This is a genomic window from Microbacterium sp. NPDC057659, from assembly GCF_042799915.1.
In the GTDB taxonomy this organism is placed as follows: domain Bacteria; phylum Actinomycetota; class Actinomycetes; order Actinomycetales; family Microbacteriaceae; genus Microbacterium.
Genome location: NZ_JBHVHU010000001.1, coordinates 1,387,546 through 1,407,416, shown reverse-complemented (window position 1 = coordinate 1,407,416; position 19,871 = coordinate 1,387,546). Strand labels below are relative to the sequence as shown.

Genomic DNA, 19,871 nt, shown 5'->3' with positions numbered 1-19,871 from the left:
GCGTGCTGACGGTCGCTGTTCTGATCTCGGGCACCGGCTCGAATCTCCGTGCCCTGCTCGAAGCCGCCCGCCACCCCGACTTCCCGGCTCGGGTGGTCGTCGTGGGCGCCGATCGCGATGCCGACGGGCTCGCGCATGCCGAGGAGTTCGGCATCCCCACCTTCACCGTGCCGTGGCATGAGCACGAGAACCGCGATGCCTGGGGAGCAGAGCTCGGACGCCAGCTGGCCGTCTGGTCGCCCGACCTCATCGTGCTCAGCGGTCTCATGCGCCTGCTGCCCGCCGCACTGGTCGCGCAGTACGCACCCCACATCATCAACACGCATCCGGCCTACCTGCCCGAGTTCCCCGGCGCGCACGGCGTGCGCGACGCACTCGCGGCAGGCGTCTCCGAGACCGGTGCCAGCGTGATCGTCGTCGACGACGGGGTCGACTCCGGACCGATCCTCGCCCAGGAGCGCGTCGCCGTGCTTCCGGGTGACACCGAGCACAGCCTGCACGAGCGCATCAAGCCCGTGGAGCGCCGTCTGCTCATCGAAGTGGTGCAGCGCATCGCCACCGGCGAGCTCGCACTCACGTCCTGAACCACCCCCGAAACCCGACACCGCATTCCAAGGAGCATCACCATGGCCGGCCCCCGTCAGGATCCCTCGCTCTACCGCCACCGCGACACGGTCCCGATCCGCCGTGCTCTCGTCTCCGTCAGCGACAAGTCCGGACTGCTCGAGCTCGCCGCCGCGCTGGCCGAGGCCGGTGTCGAGATCGTCTCCACCGGCTCCACCGCCGCCACGATCCGTGAGGCCGGCCACGCCGTGACCGACGTCGCCGCCGTGACCGGCGTCGCCGAGATGCTCGACGGCCGTGTCAAGACGCTGCACCCGAAGATCCACGGTGCCGTGCTCGCGGACCTGCGCCTCGAGGACCACGAGCGTCAGCTGCAGGACCTCGGCATCGAGCCATTCGAGCTGGTCGTGGTCAACCTGTACCCGTTCGTCGAGACCGTGGCATCCGGTGCCGAGGGCGATGACATCGTCGAGCAGATCGACATCGGCGGCCCCGCCATGGTGCGCGCGGCCGCGAAGAACCACGCGAACGTCGCCATCGTCGTCTCGCCCGAGTCGTACCCCGCGGTGATCGGGTCCGTTCGTGCCGGCGGCACGACGCTCGTGCAGCGCCGTGAGCTCGCCGCCCGCGCCTTCGCGCACACCGCCGCCTACGACACCGCCGTGGCGGCCTGGTTCGCCGAGGGCACGCTCAGCGAGGGCGAGGACCTGCCCGCGCACCTGACGATCAAGGCCGAGCGCCTCGAGACGCTGCGCTACGGCGAGAACTCGCATCAGCGCGCCGCGATCTACACCCGCGCAGGCGGCCACGGCATCGCGCAGGCGACGCAGCTGCAGGGCAAGGAGATGTCCTACAACAACTACGTGGATGCGGATGCCGCGCTGCGCGCCGCCTACGACATGGTGCTGCCCTCGGTCGCGATCATCAAGCACGCGAACCCGTGCGGCATCGCCACCACCGCGCCGAACGCCCTCGACCCGATCGCCAGCGCCCACCTGCGCGCGCACGAGTGCGACCCGGTGTCGGCCTATGGCGGTGTGATCGCCGCGAACGGCACCGTCACGCTGAAGATGGCCGAGAACCTGAAGGACATCTTCACCGAGGTCATCGTCGCCCCCGACTTCGAACCCGCCGCGCTCGAGGTGTTCAAGGCGAAGAAGAACCTGCGCCTGCTGAAGCTGCCCGAGGACTGGCAGCAGGAGCGCATGGACGTGCGCCTGGTGTCGGGCGGCCTGCTGCTGCAGGACGCGGACCGCTTCCCCGACGACATCTCGTCCGTGGCGAAGAACTGGGAACTGGTCTCGGGCGAGCGCCCCGACGAGGCCGCGATGGAGAACCTCATCTTCGCGTGGAAGGCGTGCCGCGCCGTGAAGTCCAACGCGATCGTGCTGGCCAAGGACAACGCCACGGTCGGCGTCGGCATGGGCCAGGTGAACCGGGTCGACTCGTGCCGCCTCGCGGTCGAGCGCGCCGGTGACCGCGCGAGCGGGTCGGTCGCGGCATCCGACGCGTTCTTCCCCTTCGCCGACGGCGCGCAGGTGCTCATCGACGCGGGCGTGACCGCGATCGTGCAGCCCGGCGGCTCGGTGCGCGACGGCGAGGTCGTCGACGCGGCGCTCAAGGCCGGCGTCACGATGTTCTTCACCGGAGAGCGCCACTTCTTCCACTAGGAGCTGGCGGGCACAGTCGTGTCCGATTTCCGCGAGCCACCGTCGTCGGGGCGTGTCAGAGTAGGGGCATGACCCTGACGATGACCTTCGACGAGCGGTACCGCGCGATCAGCGCGCGGGACACGCGTTTCGACGGACAGTTCGTGACGGCGGTCAGCTCGACCGGCATCTACTGCCGGCCGAGCTGCCCCGCTCGGACTCCGAAACCCGCGAACGTCACGTTCTATCCGACCAGCGCTGCCGCGCACGAGGCCGGTTACCGTGCGTGCAAGCGCTGCCTGCCCGAGGCCGCCCCCGGTTCGCCGGACTGGAACCTGCGCGGCGATGCCGCGGCCCGTGCGATGCGTCTGATCGGAGACGGCGTCGTCGATCGCGAGGGCGTGCCCGGTCTCGCGCGCCGGCTCGGGTACTCGCCGCGGCATCTGAACCGCATGCTGGTCGCCGAGCTGGGCGCCGGACCGCTCGCGCTGTCGCGCGCGAACCGTGCGCACACCGCGCGGATGCTGCTGGTCGGCACCGACCTGCCGGTGGCGGATGCGGCGTTCTCGGCCGGATTCGCCAGCCTGCGACAGTTCAACGACACCGTGCGCGAGGTGTTCGGCATGACTCCCACCGAGCTGCGCGCCAAGCGCCGTACCGGCTCGGCCCCCGTCTGCGAGACCGTTCCCGGCACGATCGACCTGGTGCTGCCGTACCGGCCCCCGATCGACCTCGACGGGCTGTTCGACTGGATGGCCGCACGCGCGCTTCCCGGCGTCGAGGAAGCGGGGTCGCGGTCCTTCGAGCGCCACCTGCGCCTGGACGGCGGGCCGGCCTGGTTCAGGCTGCGGCATGACGGAACCCGACTGCACCTGCGAGCGCGCCTCGCGCGTCTGGGCGACCTCGCCCCGCTCGTCGCGCGCTCCCGGCGCCTGTTCGATCTGGACGCCGATCCCGCGGCCGTGGATGCCGCGCTCGCCGCGCATCCGGAGCTCGCTCCGCTCGTGGCGCGCGTACCGGGCATCCGGGTGCCAGGGGCCGTCGACCCGCACGAGATGCTGATCCGCGCGATGGTGGGGCAGCAGATCACCGTGGTCGCGGCTCGCACGGCGCTCACTGCGCTGGCGGACGCGCTGGGGGAGCGCACCGCCGAGGGCGGCATCCTGTTCCCGACCATGACCGCGATCGCCGAGCACGGCGCGGAGGTGCTGCGCGGACCCGCCGCTCGCATCAGGGCGATCACCGGAGCCGCCGCCGCGCTCGCGAGCGGCGAACTGACGCTCAGTGTCGGCGACGACGCCGAGGCGCAGCGCGCCGCGCTGCTGGCGATGCCCGGCATCGGCCCGTGGACGGCCGACTACGTGCGGATGCGCGTGATCGGCGACCCTGACGTGTTCCTGCCGGGCGACGTCGCCGCGCGGGCAGGGGGAGCTGCGGCGGGTCTTCCCGCAGATCCCGCTCCGCTCGCGCTGTGGGCCGGGCGCACCGCGCCGTGGCGCAGCTACCTCACCGCGCACCTGTGGCGCAATGCGCCCGCGAAGCGCCCGACGACGAAGAAGAAGATCGAGGAGAAGAAGCCATGACCGCAACCATCCAGACCGTCCAGACCCCGGACGGACCGTTCACGATCCTCGCCGACGACGAGCAGCGCGTGCTGGCATCCGGCTGGACCGACTCCCGCGACGAGATCCTCGCGCGGCTGGCGCCGGCGCACCGCCCTTCGGAGATCGCCGAGGGCGAGACGGATGCCGCAGTCGCGGTCCGCGCCTACTACGACGGAGACCTCGCGGCGATCGACACCGTGCCGGTGCGGCAGTTCGGCACCGATCGGCAGCACAGCGGCTGGGACGCACTGCGCCGCATCACGCCGGGGGAGCCGCTGACCTACACCGAGTTCGCGATCGAGCTCGGCAACCCGCAGGCGGCGCGGGCCGCCGCATCGGTGTGCGCGCGCAATGCGCCCGCGCTGTTCGTGCCCTGCCACCGGGTGCTGCGCGGCGACGGCAGCATGGGCGGGTTCGCCTGGGGCGTCGAGGTGAAGCGAGCGCTGCTCGCCAGGGAGGCGTCCGCCTGAATCGCCGGGGCCCCTCTGCTGACAGCAGCAGAGGGGCTTCTGCGTGCACGGGCGGCGACGCAGAGGCGAGTTCGGGAATACGCTTGCATCAGCAAGTTCACAGGCATACGCTGGAGGGCTGTCGCGCCGATCGGCCGACATCGCCGAGTTTCGAGGAGGACACCATGTTCACGACCACCGCTTCGCCGGCCGTCACGGATGTCCCCGGCTCGGTCTACGCTCCTCGTCTGAGCTAGCACCCTCCGCAGTCACCGTCTACCGACCGGCGGATGCCCCTTGGCATCCGCCTCCTCATCGTCGCCGTTCCGCCTCCTCTCAGAATCATCGATACGTCACATGTCTGCGTCTTCCCTCCCTCCTTCTCCTTCCTCCTCGCTGTCCACTCCGGCTGCGCTCTGGCGTCTGAAGCCGTTCATCCAGCCGATCATCGGCCGACTGGCAGGTGGCGCCGCAAGCGCGCTCGCCGCCGCCGTGCTGGCACTGATGGTGCCGATCGTGCTCGAGCAGATCATCCGCGGACCGATCGCGACCGGCAATGTGGCGGCGATCGTCGGCGGCGCCGCGATCGTGCTGCTGCTCGGCCTCGGTGAGGCCGCCATGGTCTGGCTGCGCCGCTGGTTCGTGCTCACCCCGGCCACCGAGGTCGAGTACCGCATGCGCGCCGACATCTACGCACGACTGCAGACCCTGCCGGTCGCGTTCCACGACCGCTGGGGTTCGGGGCAGCTGCTCAGCCGCATGATGCAGGACATCGGCCTGATCCGTCGCTGGATCGCCTTCGGCCTGATCCTGCTCGTCGTCAACGTGCTGACCATCATCATCGGCGCCGTGCTGCTGTTCCAGTGGCACTGGCTGCTGGGCACGATCTTCCTCGTCACCGGCGTGCCGATGTGGATCCAGGGCTTCCTGTTCGAGAAGCGCTACGGCGTGCTCGCCCGGCAGAGCCAGGATCAGGCCGGCGACCTCGCCACCAGCGTCGAGGAGAGCGTGCACGGCATCCGCGTGCTCAAGGCCTTCGGTCGCGGCAAGCACGCCCTGCGCCGCTTCAGCTCGCAGGCCGAGACCCTGCGCGAGACCGAGCTCAGCAAGGCTCGCGCGGTCGGAACCATCTGGTTCTGGCTCGACCTCATGCCGCAGATCGCCTTCGGCCTCAGCCTGCTCACAGGCATCTGGCTGATCTGGCAGGGCCAGATCGACGCCGCGCAGCTGTTCGCATTCTTCGCGATGGCCACGGTGCTGCGGTGGCCGATCGAGTCGATCGGATTCCTGTTCTCGTTCATGCTGGACGCCCGCACCGCGACCGATCGCGTGTTCGACATCTTCCAGGAGACGAACACGATCACCGATCCCGAGCAGCCCGCGCACATCGAGCAGCCGCGCGGAGAGCTCGCCTTCGAGGGCACGCACTTCCGGTACCAGGACGCCGGCGCCTCCGAGCGCGATCTGCTGGACGGCATCGACCTCGTGCTCAAGCCGGGCGAGACCATGGCGCTCGTCGGCCTGACCGGCAGCGGCAAGACCACGCTCACCACCCTCCCGGCACGCCTCTACGACGTCACCGGCGGCCGGGTCACGCTCGACGGCGTCGACGTGCGCGATCTGCCGCTGGCGGAGCTGCGCCGGCACATCGCCATGGCCTTCGAGGACGCCACCCTGTTCTCGGCATCCGTGCGCGAGAACGTGCTGCTCGGCCGCGCCGATCTCGACCCGCACAGCGAAGAGGGCGAGCGCGTCATGCGCGAGGCCCTCGACGTGGCGCAGGCCGGCTTCGTCGACTCGCTGCCCGAGGGCACCGAGACCATCATCGGCGAGGAGGGGCTGAGCCTCTCCGGCGGTCAGCGGCAGCGGCTGGCGCTGGCCCGCGCGGTCGCCGCCGCCCCGAAGGTGCTCGTGCTCGACGACCCGCTGTCGGCGCTCGACGTCGACACCGAGGCCCTCGTCGAGGAGGCCCTGCGGCACGTGCTCGCCGAGACCACGGCGCTGATCGTCGCGCACCGGCCGTCCACGGTCGCGCTCGCCGACCGCGTCGCGCTGCTCGAGGCCGGAAAGGTCACGGCGGTCGGCACCCATGCCGAACTGCTGAAGACCAGCGCGCACTACCGCCACGTGATCTCGAGCCTCGAGGCCGAACAGGCGGCGCGCACGGGGACGATCCCGGTCATCACCGAGGAGATGGTCGAAGACAGAGCATCCGCAACCGAGGAAGAGGAGGTGCAGGCATGACCATCACGGGAACCCAGGGCGAGGATCGCTCGAACTACACCCGCGAGGAGAGCCGTGTCATCCGGCAGCGTTCGCTGCGACTGCTCGGCTCGCTGATCTCGCCGCTGCGCGCTCAGATCGCGCTCGCCGCGACCGTGCTGGTCATCTCGACGGCGCTGCAGGTCGCGGGCCCCATCCTCATCGGGGTCGCGATCGACAAGGCGCTGCCGGTGCTGCTCGAACAGAACGACTGGATGCCGGCGCTGATGGTCAGCGGCGTGTACCTGCTTGCCGGCGCGACAGCCGCCGCGCTGATCGGCTGGTACGTCGTCGTCGCCGCGCGCATCACCCAGGCGGTGCTGCTCGACCTGCGCAAGCGCATCTTCCTGCACACACAGAGGCTCAGCCTCGAGTTCCACGAGTCGTACACGTCGGGCCGCATCATCTCGCGGCAGACCAGCGACCTGGACTCGATCCGCGAGCTGCTCGACGGCGGTCTGAACAACCTCGTCTCCGGTGTGCTGTTCGGCGTCTTCACGTTCATCGCGCTGGTGATCGCGGACTGGCAGTCCGGCCTGATTCTGCTGCTCGGCGGCATCCCGCTGGCGTTCCTGATGCGCTGGTTCTACCGGCGCTCGCAGTTGGTGTACCGCGAGTCGCGCGTGATCAGCGCGAAGGTGATCGTGCAGTTCGTCGAGACGATGACCGGCATCCGCGCCGTGAAGTCGTTCCGCAAGGAGCCTCGCAACGACAAGACGTTCCAGAAGCTCGCCGGCGACTACCGCGACGTGAACCGCCGGTCGATGGTGCTGTTCGGCACCTTCGAGCCCGGGCTGATGGCGGTCGCGGCGCTCACCACCACGTTCGTGGTGCTGTGGGGCGGCATCCGGGTGTCCACGGGCGCGATCGGCGTCGGCGTGCTGCTGAGCGCGGTGCTCTACGTGCGCAACTTCTTCGCGCCGATGCAGGAGATCGCGATGTTCCTGAACTCCTACCAGTCCGCCACTGCGGCGCTGGAGAAGGTGTCCGGCGTGCTCGAAGAGGTGCCCACGGTGCCCGACCCCGAGAAGCCGGTCGACCTGTGGGAGTCGCGCGGCGGCATCCGCTTCGACGAGGTGACCTTCGGGTACAACGGCGAGAAGACGATCCTGCCGAACTTCTCGTTGGACATCCCCGCCGGGCAGACGATCGCGCTGGTCGGCACCACCGGTGCCGGCAAGTCGACGCTGGCCAAGCTGGTGTCGCGGTTCTACGACCCGACCAAGGGGCAGGTCACGCTCGACGGCGTGGACCTGCGGATGCTGCACCCGAAGGATCTCCGCCGCGCGATCGTGATGGTCACGCAGGAGGCCTACCTGTTCAGCGGCACGGTCGCCGACAACATCGCGCTCGGCAAGCCGGACGCCACGCTCGATGAGATCCGCGCCGCGGCGCGGGCCGTGGGCGCGGACGGCTTCATCGAGTCGCTGCCCGACGGCTACGCCACCGACGTGAACAAGCGCGGCGGACGCGTGTCGGCGGGGCAGCGCCAGCTGATCTCGTTCGCGCGCGCCTTCCTCGCCGACCCGGCGGTGCTGATCCTCGACGAGGCGACCGCCTCGCTGGACATCCCGTCGGAGCGCCTGATCCAGGACGCCCTGCAGACTCTGCTCGCCGACCGCACCGCGATCATCATCGCGCACCGCCTGTCGACGGTCGCGATCGCGGACCGCGTGCTGGTGATGGAGCACGGCCGCATCATCGAGGACGACACTCCCGCCGCCCTCATCGGCGGCACGGGCAAGTTCGCCCAGCTGCACGCGGCCTGGCAGGAGACGCTGGTCTGATGCTCGACACGGGGTGGGCGCACACCCACCCCGTGTCGCATCCGACAGGCACTGAATCGACCGCGCGGCATAGCATGAAGGAGTGGACATGCTCCTCGAGCTCTGGTGGGTGGTGCCGGTGGCGGCAGGCGGGACGACGGCGGCCGTGATCGGTGCGCGCAGCGGCGGGCGCCGCCGCAAGCGCCTCGGCTTCGACGCGGCGCGGATGCAGCTGGCCGAGGCCCGCACCAGTGCCGTCGCGACGACCGCCGCGCTGAAGGCGGCCAGGGCCGAGCTCGCGCACGCGACCGCCGAGCGCGGCGCGGGGCGCGCCTCCGACGTCGAGGTCACCCGTGCCAGACGGGCGCTGCGCGAGGCCGAGCAGCGCGCGAAGGCGGCGTCCGCTCTGGTGCGCGCCCGGCGGGCCCGCGTCGCAGCATCCCGCGCCGAGCTCGCCGCACCCGGTGATCCGCTGGAGCGGCTCTGGGCCGCCCATGATGCGCTCAACGTGCGATGGATGGAGTACGAGACCGACCCGGCACGGGCGATCGCGTTCCCGCAGATGAGCGACGTCAAGGCGCCGGCGACCTCGGCGTTCTTCGCTGCACAGCGGCACGCGCGCGACGCGCGTCCTTCCGCGGATGCGAAACGCGTGACACCCGCCGAGTTCGCGGCCTATCGCGACGCGGTCACCGAGCTGGAGCGCGCGTTCGTCGACGCCGAGCGCGCGGCGGGCGCTGTGCGCGAGCCGCGGCCGGCCTGGCAGGAGACGGCCCACCAGGTGATCGAACTGGGTGCCGAGGCGATCCGCTCGGTCACCGATCGCACCTCGCGACGCCGCGAGGATCCTCGCTGACCCCGCCCTCCCTGACACTGCTGTCCCCTGATTCCGGGCGCGCGGGAGCGCTCTCAGAGAAAGGGGGCGACGAGGCCTCGATGGGGGAGGGGATTCGAGGCCCCGCCGCCGTTCTAGTCGGCGATCCGGATCTCGGCGATGACCTCGGAGTACTCGGTCTCACCGACAGGGACGAAGCCCACGCGGCGGAAGAACGCCTCGGGGCCCTCCGATCCGGCTTCATAGATCACGTCGAGGTGATCCACGCCACGGTTCCGCGCTTCTGCGAGGAGTGCTTCGACGGCGAATCGTCCGACGCCGCGACCCTGGTCGTCGGCGTCGACGTTGATCCGCCACAGGATGCTGCGGAAGTGCTCCTCGGGAGCGTCCGGGTCGAAGCTCGCGCTCACGAAACCGACGACCTGATCGTCATCGAGGACCACGCGCTGCCACGAGGTCTGCGGGTTGATGACGGTGGCTGCGATGCCGTACGAGACAGGCGCGAGGAACTGCTCCTGTCCGGGCTTGAGGGACAGGTTGTTGACCGCGACGATCGTCGCGGCGGAGAGTTCGACCAGGCTCAGTTCCGACATGAACCCAGGCTAGTCCCTTTCGCGTTCCGCCCGGCAGATGAAGATATCTCGATATCAAGATATCTCCGCGCGCAGGGTAAGCTGAATCGACCCATACCCGTGACGAACGAAGAGGCATGCGGTGACTGACTCCACCATCATCTACACGTACACGGACGAGGCGCCGGCACTTGCCACCGCATCGTTCCTGCCGATCATCTCCGCCTTCACCGGCAAGGCCGGCATCGAGGTCGAGACGCGCGACATCTCGCTGGCCGGCCGCATCCTGGCGGCTTTCCCGCAGAAGCTCACGCCCGAGCAGCAGGTCGGCGACGCGCTCGCCGAGCTCGGCGGACTCGCCACGCTGCCCGAGGCGAACATCATCAAGCTGCCGAACATCTCGGCCTCGATCCCGCAGCTGAAGGCCGCGATCGCCGAGCTGCAGCAGCAGGGCTACGACGTGCCGGACTACCCGGACGAGCCGTCCTCGCTCGAGGAGAAGGACGTGCGCGCCCGCTACGACCGCATCAAGGGCTCCGCCGTGAACCCGGTGCTGCGTGAGGGCAACAGCGACCGCCGCGCCCCGCTCGCGGTGAAGAACTACGCCAAGAAGCACCCGCACCGCAACAAGCCGTTCGCGGACGGCTCGAAGACCCGAGTCGCGACCATGGGACACGACGACTTCAAGAACAACGAGCGCTCCTGGGTCGCCGCCCACGACGACGTCCTCAGCTTCCGCCACACGGCGGCAGACGGCACCGTCACCGTGCTCAAGGAGGGCCTGAAGGTCCTGCCGCGCGAGATCATCGACGCCACGTTCCTGTCGGCGAAGGCGCTCGACGCGTTCCTCGCCGAGACGCTCGAGGCGGCGAAGACCGACGACGTGCTCTACTCGGTGCACCTCAAGGCCACGATGATGAAGGTCAGTGACCCGATCATCTTCGGCCACGTCGTCAAGGCGTTCTTCAAGGACGTCTTCGCGCAGTACGGCGAGCAGCTCGCCGCCGCCGGCCTCAGCGCCAACGACGGCCTCGGCTCAATCCTGAACGGTCTGTCCGCTGTCGCCGGCGGCGACGAGATCGCCGCCGCCTTCGACAGGGCGATCGCCGAGGGCCCGCGCCTGTCGTACGTGAACTCCGACAAGGGCATCACCAACCTGCACGTCCCCAGCGACGTCATCGTGGATGCCTCGATGCCGGCGCTGGTCCGCAACGGCGGCAAGCTCTGGGGCAAGGACGGTGGCGAGGCCGACACTCTGGCCGTCATTCCGGACTCGTCCTACGCCGGTGTCTACCAGGCCGTGATCGACGACGTCATCGCCAACGGCCCGCTCGACCCGGCCACCATCGGCACCGTGCCGAACGTGGGTCTGATGGCTCAGGCGGCCGAGGAGTACGGCAGCCACGACAAGACCTTCGAGATCGCCGCGGACGGCATCGTGCAGGTGCTTGACAGCGAGGGCACCGTGCTCATCGAGCACGAGGTCGGCAAGGGCGACATCTGGCGTGCCACGCAGACCAAGCACATCCCGGTCATGGACTGGGTCAAGCTCGCCGTCACCCGTGCCCGCGCGACCGGCGTTCCGGCCGTGTTCTGGCTCGACGCGAACCGCTCGCACGACGCGCAGATCATCGCCAAGGTGCACCAGGGGCTCGCGACGCTCGACACGCACGGCCTGACGCTGACGATCCTCGCTCCCGAGGAGGCGACCCGCTACACGCTGGCCCGCATGCGTCACGGCCTGGACACCATCTCGGTGACCGGCAACGTGCTGCGCGACTACCTGACCGACCTGTTCCCGATCCTCGAGGTCGGCACCAGCGCCAAGATGCTCTCGATCGTGCCGCTGCTCGCCGGTGGCGGTCTGTTCGAGACCGGTGCGGGCGGCTCGGCCCCGAAGCACGTCCAGCAGCTGGTGCAGGAGAACTACCTGCGCTGGGACTCGCTGGGCGAGTTCTTCGCCCTGGCCGCCTCGCTCGAGCACTTCGCTGATGCCGAGGGCAACGAGAAGGCCCGCATCCTGGCCGAGACGCTGGATGCCGCCACCGGCACGTTCCTCGAGGAGGACCGTTCGCCCGGTCGCGCGCTCGGCACGATCGACAACCGCGGCAGCCACTTCTACCTGGCCCTGTACTGGGCACAGGAGCTGGCGAAGCAGACGAAGGATGCCGAGCTGGCGGCCGCGTTCGCTCCGGTCGCCGAGAAGCTGGCGGCCGACGAGCAGACCATCGTCGCCGAGCTGAACGGCGCGCAGGGTGCGGCTGCCGACATCGGCGGCTACTACCGCCCGGACGCTGCGAAGGTGGCAGCGGTGATGCGTCCCTCCGCCACGCTGAACGCCGTGATCGACGCGATCTGAGCACCGCACAGCAGAAACGCTGCGGCCCGGCATCCGAGAGGATGCCGGGCCGCAGCGTTTCTGTGATGTGCGGAAGCTACGGCTGGACCGTGACCTGGAACCCGTCCGGCGCCCACTCGTAGACCCACTTCGCGGCCGAGATCGGCATGTTCACGCAGCCGTGGCTCATGACGTGCCCGAAGTTGTTGTGCCAGTACGTGCCGTGGAAGGCCTGGTCGCCGTTGAAGTACGTGACCCAGGGCACGTCCGGGGTGAGGTAGCCGGCACTGGCGCTGCCCATGTCCTGCTTCGCGACGTGGGCGCGGATCCGGAAGCTGCCGGTCTCGGTCTCGTGGCCGGGGCGGCCGGTCGAGACGGCCCAGTCGCGGACGAGCTTGCCGTTCTCGTAGAAGTAGGCGTGCTGCTGCGACAGGTCGACGACCGCGTGGCGGTACAGCGGCGTGGTCTCGAAGGGCGTCTCGTTGACCGTCAACGCATAGGCGCTGTTGCCCTGGCCGAGCTGTGCGGCGAAGGCTGCCGCGATACCGGCAGTGTCGCCGAGGGCGCGACCGGTCTGTCCCTTGGTCAGGGATCGCAGCACCTTGCCGTTCGAGTCCACCACGGTCGTGGCATTGACCGCGGCGCGGTCGACCGACTTCGGCAGCGTGGCGACGGTCTTCTGGATGGCGCCGGCATCGGCGTCGATCACGAGGTCGCCGTCGACAGGGGTGACGGTGAGCCAGGTGGCAGCGACCGCCGGTGCGACCGGGACTGTGCGCTCCTTGCCCACGTAGAAGCCGATCGTGCCGAGCATCTTGTTGAGCTTCTCGGCAGCCGCGTTCGCCTCGTCGGTGGTGATGTCGGCCGCGACCGGGATGCTGGCGGCCTCGAAGTCCGTGGAGGTCTTGCCGTCGGCGACCGCAGCGACGAAGGCCTTGCTCAGGGCATCGAGGTCGATGCCGCTGCCGTCGACCGCAGCGGTGACGGTGTACTTGCCGGTCTTGGCGTCGAAGGCGACGACGGCGTCGGACCCGTCCTTGAAAGCAGCGGGCACGGCGGCGCGCAGCGAGCGGTCGGCCGCGGTGGGGTCGAGGGTGATGTCCGCCTTGATCGGCTCTCCTGCCCAGGAGCCGAGGTTCCACATCGGGTGCGCGGAGAAGGCCTGGTCGGCGAGGGCCTTCGCGTCGGCCTCCACTCCGAGCGATGCGCCGTTGACGGTGGCATCAGCTCCGGAGCCGGTGAGCACGATCTCGGTGTCGGCGAGGTGCGAGCTGATCGCGTCAGCCGCCATGCCCACCGTCATCCCGCCGACCGGGATGCCGGCGACGGTGGTGCCCGGTGCGATGAGGATCGTCGACGCGCCGGCGGCGGCGAGCAGCAGTGCGCCCGCACCGATTCCGATCCACAGTCCGAGCCGGCGCTTCTTCGGCGCAGGCTCGTTCGGCGCCCATTCGACGTGCGCGGAGCCGTCGGACGGCGGCAGTGCACCGGTCAGCGGAACAGTCGGCGCGGCCCCCTCGGCCACGACGTCCTGCGCGCCAGTGTTCGGTGCAGAAACAAGATCGGTCACGAACTCACCCCCCGTGTCTTCGGACAACCCTCCGGCATCAATGATAAAGGAAGGAAGATAACGAGGGGGCAACGGTCGAGGGCGGGTGCCGCGTGATGCGACACCCGCCCTCGTGGGTCGTTCCGGGTCAGCCGGCGGTGCAGACCGTCGACAGCTCCTTCGCGGCGTCGGTGACGTCGCTCATGACCGTGCTGACGTCGCCCATCGCCGAAGCGTCCTGCTCGCCGAACGCCTTGGTGACGGCGTCGCGCAGCGTGCCGTACGCCGTGGTGATGGCGTCGGTGGGCTTCTTCACCTCGGGGTTCGTGACCTTCGCCGCAGCATCCTCGACCTTGCCGATCGCGGCGGAGAACTTCTCGACGGTGCCCTTCGGGTCGGAGGCGGCGTCCTGCATGGCCGACTGGCTGTCCTTACCGGCTTCCTGGAGCGCAGGCAGGATGATGTTGCAGGCGTCGGCGACCGACTGGTCGTTCGACTTGGGGGCCTCCTTGGAGGCGGAGCTCGACTTGTCCGACGTGGACGCGTCGTCGGATGCGGGGGCGCCCGAGCACGCGGTCAGACCCAGGACGGCGACGGCGGCGATGGCGATGGCGGCGATACGACGGTTCATGAGTGCGTTTCCCTCCCGCGCGGGGAACCTCCCCGCGCAAACGAACGGCGCCAAGTCAATCACACCTCGTGCGATGAGTCGGAACCGAAGATGCCAGTAGCGTGGACGGATGCCTCCTCTCACTCTGAGCGCCGTGCTGTCCGCCGCCGGTGAAGTCCGTGTGCTCCGCGCCGTCACGGTCGTCGACGGCACCGGCGCGCCGCGCTACGTCGCCGATGTCGCTGTCGAGGGGCCGCGGATCGTCGGCATTCGCAGGGTGGGGGATGACCCGTTCGTGCTGCCCGAGGGAGCTGCCGAGACGGATGCCACGGGCCTGGTGCTCGCGCCCGGCTTCATCGATCCGGACGTGTCGTCCGGCGCCGCGCACGCGGGCCTTCGCCGCGGCGTGACGACCGAGGTCGTCGAGCAGGACGCATCCCTCTTCGGCGAAGGGGAGACCGGTGCGGGCAATCTCGTCGGGCTGGTGTCGCTGAGCGCTCTTCGCGGGCGCGTGCTCCGGGCGCAGGAGCGCGCGGTGCCATCCGCCGAGATCGCGGACATGCAGCGGATGCTCGGCGAGGCGCTGGACGCCGGCGCGGCCGGTGTCGCCGGTGAGGCCGCCTCCACGGCAGAGTCCGACGCACTGCGCCGGGTCGTCGCGGAGCGCGGCGCGATCTGGATGCCGGGCGTGCGTGAGGAGCACTCGACCGCCGCGCTGACGCTGGAGCAGGCCGTGCACCGCCGCACCGGCGAGCCGGCGGAGCTGCTCGGCCTGCATCTCGGCGATCGTCCTCTCGGTGTGATCCGCGAGGGCGCGGCCGCCGACCTGGTGCTGCTCGATCCTTCAGGCCTCATCGGCCCCGATCCGCTCGATGATCCGCGAGCCCTCGCCGCGGGCATCCGGGAGGTGCTGGTGGCGGGCGTGCCCGTGCTCGCAGACGGCCAGCCGACCGGGGCGGCCCCCGGACGGATGCTGCGCAGGATGCCGCCGCCGCATCGCGCCACCGTGCCGCGCACGGCGCACGAGATCGACGCCGATGCGCCGCCGTTCGTGCTGCAGCAGGGCACCGCCATCCGCCCGCAGGACGGGCTGGAGCCGGTCGCAGCACTGCTGCGCGAGACTCTCGGCCTGCGGGATGCGGACGTCTCGCTGCCCGCCGTCGCGCTGCGCGTCGACTCCGAGGTCGGGGGCCCGGAGGCCTTCCGCATCCGCGTGGGCGCGTCCGGCGTCGACATCGCCGGCGGCTCGGCCGAGGGCGTGTTCCGGGGCGCGACGATCCTGCGGCAGATCTGCGATCCGGAGCATCCTCTGGACAGCCGCATCCCGGCAGGAACGTGGCGGGGCGAGCCGGCGTTCGGCTGGCGCGGTCTCATGCTCGACGTCGCGCGGCACTTCCGGCCGGTGGCGGACGTCCGGCGGATCATCGACCTGCTCGCCGCGCACCAGTTGAACGTGCTGCATCTGCACCTCTCCGATGACCAGGGATGGCGGTTCGAGGTGCCCGGGTATCCCCGCCTGACCGCGATCGGCGCGGTGCGGCAGGCCACGCAGCGCGGGCACGGCCCGCTGGCGACCGTGGAGCCGGGCGAGCACGCGGGCTTCTACCGCCCCGACGAGATCCGACAGCTGGTGGCCTACGCTGCCGAGCGGTTCGTGACGGTGGTGCCCGAGGTCGAGCTGCCCGGACATGTGCAGGCCGCGCTCGCCGCGTACCCCGAGCTCGGCAACACCGACGTGTCGCCGGCGCCGGAGGGTCCGTGGGAGCGCTTCGGCGTGAACCGGCGCGTGCTGGCGCCGACGGAGGCGTCGCTGGCCTTCGGCCGTGCCGCCATCGACGCCCTCTGCGATCAGTTCGACGCGGAGTGGATCGGCATCGGCGGTGACGAGGTTCCCACCGACGAGTGGGCCGCGAGCCCGGCCGCGCAGGAGCGGATGCGCGAGGTCGGGCTCTCGTCGCCGCGGGAGGTCCAGCCGTGGTTCACGCGCGCCTTCGTCGCCCACGTCCGTTCGCGGGGGCGCACCGCGCTGGCCTGGGATGAGGTGCTCGCAGGCGATGTGCCCGAGGGCGTGCGGCTGCTGGCCTGGCGCGGCCCGGTGGCGATGGCGGACGCGCTGCGCCGCGACATCCCGGTGGTCGCCTGCCCCGACCTCGAGGTCTACCTGGACTACCCGCAGGCGGATTCCGAGGACGAGCCGATCCGGGTGGGTCCTCCGCTGCCGATCGAGCGGGCCTACACGCTGCGTGTGCCGGACCGTGCCGTGGGCGGGCAGGCGAACGTGTGGAGCGAGCACCTGCCCACCCGCGACCGCGTGGACTTCGCGGTCTTCCCACGGCTCTCGGCGATAGCGGAGCGGCTCTGGGACGGGGGAGAAGCTCCGTCCTACGACGACTTCGCGCGTCGGCTGCCGGTGCACCTGCGCCGGCTGGCCGTGGCCGGCGTGCAGTATCGTCCGCTGGACGGTCCGACGCTCGCGCAGCGGCGACCCGGCATCCCCGGCAAGCCGATGACCCTCGCCCAGCGGGAGGCGATCGTGGCGGATCTCGTGGCGGATCTTTCTGGTGGATCCGACGCTGGTGGCGGGCAGCCGGAGTAAAGTAACGTTTCGGTAACCCTGATTGTGCTCGCGGGGGCCAAAGCTTGCATAAATTTTGTTCGTAAGGTCTACTAACAAACATGTCCGAATCGGATGAACTGCGTACACCGACGTCGATGGATCACCTCGGCGCACCGGCGCACGCCTTCGGACCCGTGCGGCGGCTCCGCTCCCGCGCCAAGGTTCTCCCTGAGCACGCCCGAGGACACAACCGCGCCCTCGTCCTGCAGACGCTCTACCACTCCGGAGCGATGAGCCGTGCGGACCTGTCCAGGGAGACCGGTCTGACCCGGGTGACCATCTCCGACCTGGTCGCGGAGTTCATCGCCGACGGCATCGTCGTCGAGATCGGCGTGCGCGAGACCTTCGGTCCGGGCAAGCCCCCGATCCTCGTCGACATCGACCGTGGCGGGCATCAGATCATCGGAATCGACCTCTCCGGGCCCACGCACTTCGAGGGTGCCGTGATGAGCCTCGACGGCGATGTGATCGAGCGCCGCACGATCGCCCGCCCCGGCGAGGAGGACGGTGACGCCTCCTACGCCGCCACGCTCCAGATCGCCCGTGACCTCGTCGCGGCATCCGACCGCCCGCTGCTCGGCGTCGGCATCGGCGCCCAGGGCATCGTGCGCCCCGACGGCGTCGTGCTCAGTTCGCCGAACATCGGCTGGCACGACTTCCCGCTCGAGGCGCGCCTCGGTCTCGACCTCGATCTGCCGGTCATCGTCCGCAACGACGCCAACGCCGCCGTCCTCGCCGAGTACACGTTCGGCGAGGAGCGCAGCGACTTCATGCTCATCAAGATCGGCCGCGGCGTGGGCGCCGGGCTGATCACCGGCAGTCAGCCGCTGCTCGGCAGCCGCTTCGCCGCAGGCGAGATCGGCCACGTCGTGGTCGGCACCGACGGCGGCCCGCGCTGCGTCTGCGGCAAAGAGGGCTGCCTGGAGGCGTGGCTGAACGTCACCCGCCTCACGGCCGCGATCGAGGAGAACCCCTCCGCCCGCGACGAGGTCCTCCGCGACGCCGGCGCCCGCATGGCCATCGGCATCGCCCCGATCGTCGCCGCCCTCGATCTGTCCGACATCGTGCTGTCCGGCCCGCCGGAGCTGCTCGCCGACGTCTTCATCGACTCGGCGATCGACACTCTGCGCGCCCGCACCCTGGAGGGGATCTTCGAAGATGTCGCCATCCGTCTCACCCATCAGGACGACATCGTGCTGCGCGGTGCCGCTGTGATGGTCCTGTCAGGTCAGCTGGGAGTCTCGTAGATGGTGGCAGGAATCGCCCGGCTGGACGGCCGGGCCATACGAGTGGGCCTGGATGTCGGCGGCACGAAGACGGATGCCGTCGCGATCGACGACTCGGGGGAGATCCTCGGACGCGTGCGCCGGCCCACGGGCTGGGGCGCCGACGCCGTCGTGCGGGGCATCCTGGACACCACCTTCGCGCTCGCCGAAGAGGCGGGCTTCGAAGCCGCTGACATCCGATCCGTCGGCGTGGGCATCCCCGGCATGGTCGACAGCGAGACCGGCCGCGTGCTGCACGCCGTGAACCTCGGGGTCGAGTCGCTCGACATCTCCGAGCGCGCCCGCGGCGTGATCGACGCGCCGTTCGCCGTCGAGAACGATGTCAAGGCGGCCGCGCTCGGAGCGGCGTCACTGCGGCCCGGCGACGATTCGATGGCCTACCTGAACCTCGGCACCGGCGTCGCCGCCGGCGTCATCACCGACGGCCGGATCTGGCGCGGCAAGCACGGCAGCGCCGGCGAGGTCGGACACATCTCGGTCGACCCCAACGGCCGGGTGTGCGGCTGCGGCCAGCGCGGCTGCGTCGAGACGCTGTGCGGCGGCGGAGCACTGGCTCGGGCGTGGGGACGCCCTGGCGAGCTGCCCGTCCTCGACATCTTCGACGCAGCCGAGGCCGGCGACCCGGTGGCAGCCGGCCTCCGTGCGGACCTGGCAAGGGGAGCGGCCGCTGCGGTGCGGATCCTCGTGCTCTCGGTCGACGTGGAGACCGTCGTCATCGGCGGCGGCCTGACCGCGCTGGGCGCGCGACTGCAGAGCGATCTCGAGCAGGCGCTGCGCGCGGATGCCGAGAACTCGGCCTTCATGCGCTCGCTGCACCTCGATGAGAGAATCGAACTGCTGCCGACCGGATCGCCGGTCGCGGCCCTCGGCGCCGCACTGCTCGACGCGGCACCGGCCGAGTGCCCCACCCCCGTGAAGGAGACCGCCGCTCATGGCTGAAGTCGTCATCGTCGAGAACGCCGCCGCCGCCGGTGCGCTGGTCGCCCAGGAGATCGTCGAGCTGCTCGATCGCAAGACCGACGCCGTGCTGGGCCTGGCGACGGGCTCCACGCCGCTGGGCGTGTACCAGGCGCTCGCGCAGCGGGTCGCCGGACGCGACCTGTCGCAGGTGCGCGGCTTCGCACTCGACGAGTACGTCGGACTTGATCCTGCGCACCCCGAGAGCTATCGATCGGTCATCACCCGCGAGGTCGTCGAGCCGCTCGGCCTCGATCCGGCACGCGTGCAGGTGCCGAACGGCGCGGACGAGACCATCCAGCACGCGGGCGCCGACTACGAGGCCGCGATCGATGCCGCCGGCGGTGTGGACCTGCAGATCCTCGGCATCGGCACCGACGGGCACATCGGCTTCAACGAGCCCGGCTCGTCGTTCGCTTCGCGCACCCGCGTGAAGACGCTCACCGAGCAGACCCGCGAGGACAACGCGCGCTTCTTCGACTCGATCGATCAGGTGCCGAGGCACTGCATCACGCAGGGCCTCGGGACGATCCTGCGCGCCAGGCACCTCGTGCTGCTCGCCTTCGGCGAGGGCAAGGCACAGGCGATCGCGGATGCCGTCGAGGGGCCGGTGTCGGCCATCCTTCCGGCATCCGCCATCCAGCTGCACGAGCACGCGACGGTCGTCGTCGACGAGGCCGCGGCCTCGAAGCTCAGGCTCGCCGACTACTACCGCTACACGTACGAGAACAAGCCCGCCTGGCAGGGCATCTGACCTGCACGACTGAGGCTGCCGTGGCCGCTTCCCGACCGGGGAGGCGGCCACTTCCGTTC

Annotated in this window: 15 protein-coding genes; 12 read left to right on the top strand and 3 right to left on the bottom strand. The window is 70.3% G+C overall.

What is annotated here, in order from left to right:
- Window positions 1–2: 2 nt before the first annotated feature.
- From purN to ACFVAE_RS06655, 7 genes are all read left to right on the top strand, one after another.
- On the top strand, window positions 3–584 hold the full coding sequence (gene purN / locus ACFVAE_RS06685; protein ID WP_378889433.1) for a phosphoribosylglycinamide formyltransferase: 582 nt from the start codon (window positions 3–5) through the stop codon (window positions 582–584).
- A gap of 42 nt (window positions 585–626) precedes the next feature.
- Window positions 627–2,234 carry a bifunctional phosphoribosylaminoimidazolecarboxamide formyltransferase/IMP cyclohydrolase gene (gene purH, locus ACFVAE_RS06680; RefSeq protein ID WP_378889430.1) on the top strand — a complete coding sequence of 536 codons (1,608 nt, stop codon included), beginning with the start codon at window positions 627–629 and terminating at the stop codon, window positions 2,232–2,234.
- Between the two features lie 68 nt (window positions 2,235–2,302).
- Window positions 2,303–3,796: an AlkA N-terminal domain-containing protein gene (locus ACFVAE_RS06675; protein ID WP_378889427.1), complete on the top strand. Its 1,494-nt coding sequence runs from the start codon at window positions 2,303–2,305 to the stop codon at window positions 3,794–3,796.
- Complete coding sequence (locus tag ACFVAE_RS06670; RefSeq protein ID WP_378889425.1) at window positions 3,793–4,287, top strand: methylated-DNA--[protein]-cysteine S-methyltransferase; 495 nt, start codon at window positions 3,793–3,795, stop codon at window positions 4,285–4,287. The genes ACFVAE_RS06675 and ACFVAE_RS06670 overlap by 4 nt, the downstream gene beginning before the upstream one ends.
- Window positions 4,288–4,623: 336 nt before the next feature.
- Complete coding sequence (locus tag ACFVAE_RS06665; protein ID WP_378889423.1) at window positions 4,624–6,510, top strand: ABC transporter ATP-binding protein; 1,887 nt, start codon at window positions 4,624–4,626, stop codon at window positions 6,508–6,510.
- The gene (locus ACFVAE_RS06660; RefSeq protein ID WP_378889420.1) at window positions 6,507–8,315 is read left to right on the top strand and encodes an ABC transporter ATP-binding protein; all 1,809 of its coding nucleotides are present in this window, start codon (window positions 6,507–6,509) and stop codon (window positions 8,313–8,315) included. The genes ACFVAE_RS06665 and ACFVAE_RS06660 overlap by 4 nt, the downstream gene beginning before the upstream one ends.
- A gap of 88 nt (window positions 8,316–8,403) precedes the next feature.
- Window positions 8,404–9,150, top strand: a complete 747-nt coding sequence (locus ACFVAE_RS06655) for a hypothetical protein (RefSeq protein WP_378889417.1) — start codon at window positions 8,404–8,406, stop codon at window positions 9,148–9,150.
- Between the two features lie 113 nt (window positions 9,151–9,263).
- Here the strand turns inward: ACFVAE_RS06655 and ACFVAE_RS06650 are convergent, their stop codons facing one another.
- Complete coding sequence (locus ACFVAE_RS06650; protein ID WP_378889414.1) at window positions 9,264–9,722, bottom strand: GNAT family N-acetyltransferase; 459 nt, start codon at window positions 9,720–9,722, stop codon at window positions 9,264–9,266.
- Window positions 9,723–9,843: 121 nt separating this feature from the next.
- On the opposite strand from ACFVAE_RS06650, the gene ACFVAE_RS06645 reads away from it, so the two are divergent.
- Complete coding sequence (locus tag ACFVAE_RS06645; RefSeq protein ID WP_378889411.1) at window positions 9,844–12,060, top strand: NADP-dependent isocitrate dehydrogenase; 2,217 nt, start codon at window positions 9,844–9,846, stop codon at window positions 12,058–12,060.
- A 76-nt stretch (window positions 12,061–12,136) separates the two neighbouring features.
- On the opposite strand, the gene ACFVAE_RS06640 is transcribed toward ACFVAE_RS06645, so the two are convergent.
- On the bottom strand, window positions 12,137–13,609 hold the full coding sequence (locus ACFVAE_RS06640; protein WP_378889409.1) for a L,D-transpeptidase: 1,473 nt from the start codon (window positions 13,607–13,609) through the stop codon (window positions 12,137–12,139).
- A 127-nt stretch (window positions 13,610–13,736) separates the two neighbouring features.
- Window positions 13,737–14,219 (bottom strand): hypothetical protein, encoded by a 483-nt coding sequence (locus tag ACFVAE_RS06635; protein WP_378889406.1) that lies wholly within the window; start codon window positions 14,217–14,219, stop codon window positions 13,737–13,739.
- A gap of 109 nt (window positions 14,220–14,328) precedes the next feature.
- Between ACFVAE_RS06635 and ACFVAE_RS06630 the strand changes: the two genes are divergently transcribed.
- The 4 genes from ACFVAE_RS06630 to nagB all read left to right on the top strand — a co-directional run bounded on the left by ACFVAE_RS06630 (window position 14,329) and on the right by nagB (window position 19,812).
- Window positions 14,329–16,794, top strand: a complete 2,466-nt coding sequence (locus tag ACFVAE_RS06630; RefSeq protein ID WP_378889403.1) for a family 20 glycosylhydrolase — start codon at window positions 14,329–14,331, stop codon at window positions 16,792–16,794.
- Window positions 16,795–16,874: 80 nt separating this feature from the next.
- Window positions 16,875–18,062, top strand: coding sequence for an ROK family protein (locus ACFVAE_RS06625; protein WP_378889400.1), 1,188 nt, complete (start codon window positions 16,875–16,877; stop codon window positions 18,060–18,062).
- The gene (locus ACFVAE_RS06620; protein ID WP_378889398.1) at window positions 18,063–19,040 is read left to right on the top strand and encodes an ROK family protein; all 978 of its coding nucleotides are present in this window, start codon (window positions 18,063–18,065) and stop codon (window positions 19,038–19,040) included.
- Entirely contained in the window at window positions 19,033–19,812 is a 780-nt protein-coding gene (gene nagB / locus ACFVAE_RS06615; protein WP_378889395.1) for a glucosamine-6-phosphate deaminase, read from the top strand. The genes ACFVAE_RS06620 and nagB overlap by 8 nt, the downstream gene beginning before the upstream one ends.
- Window positions 19,813–19,871 lie beyond the last annotated feature (59 nt).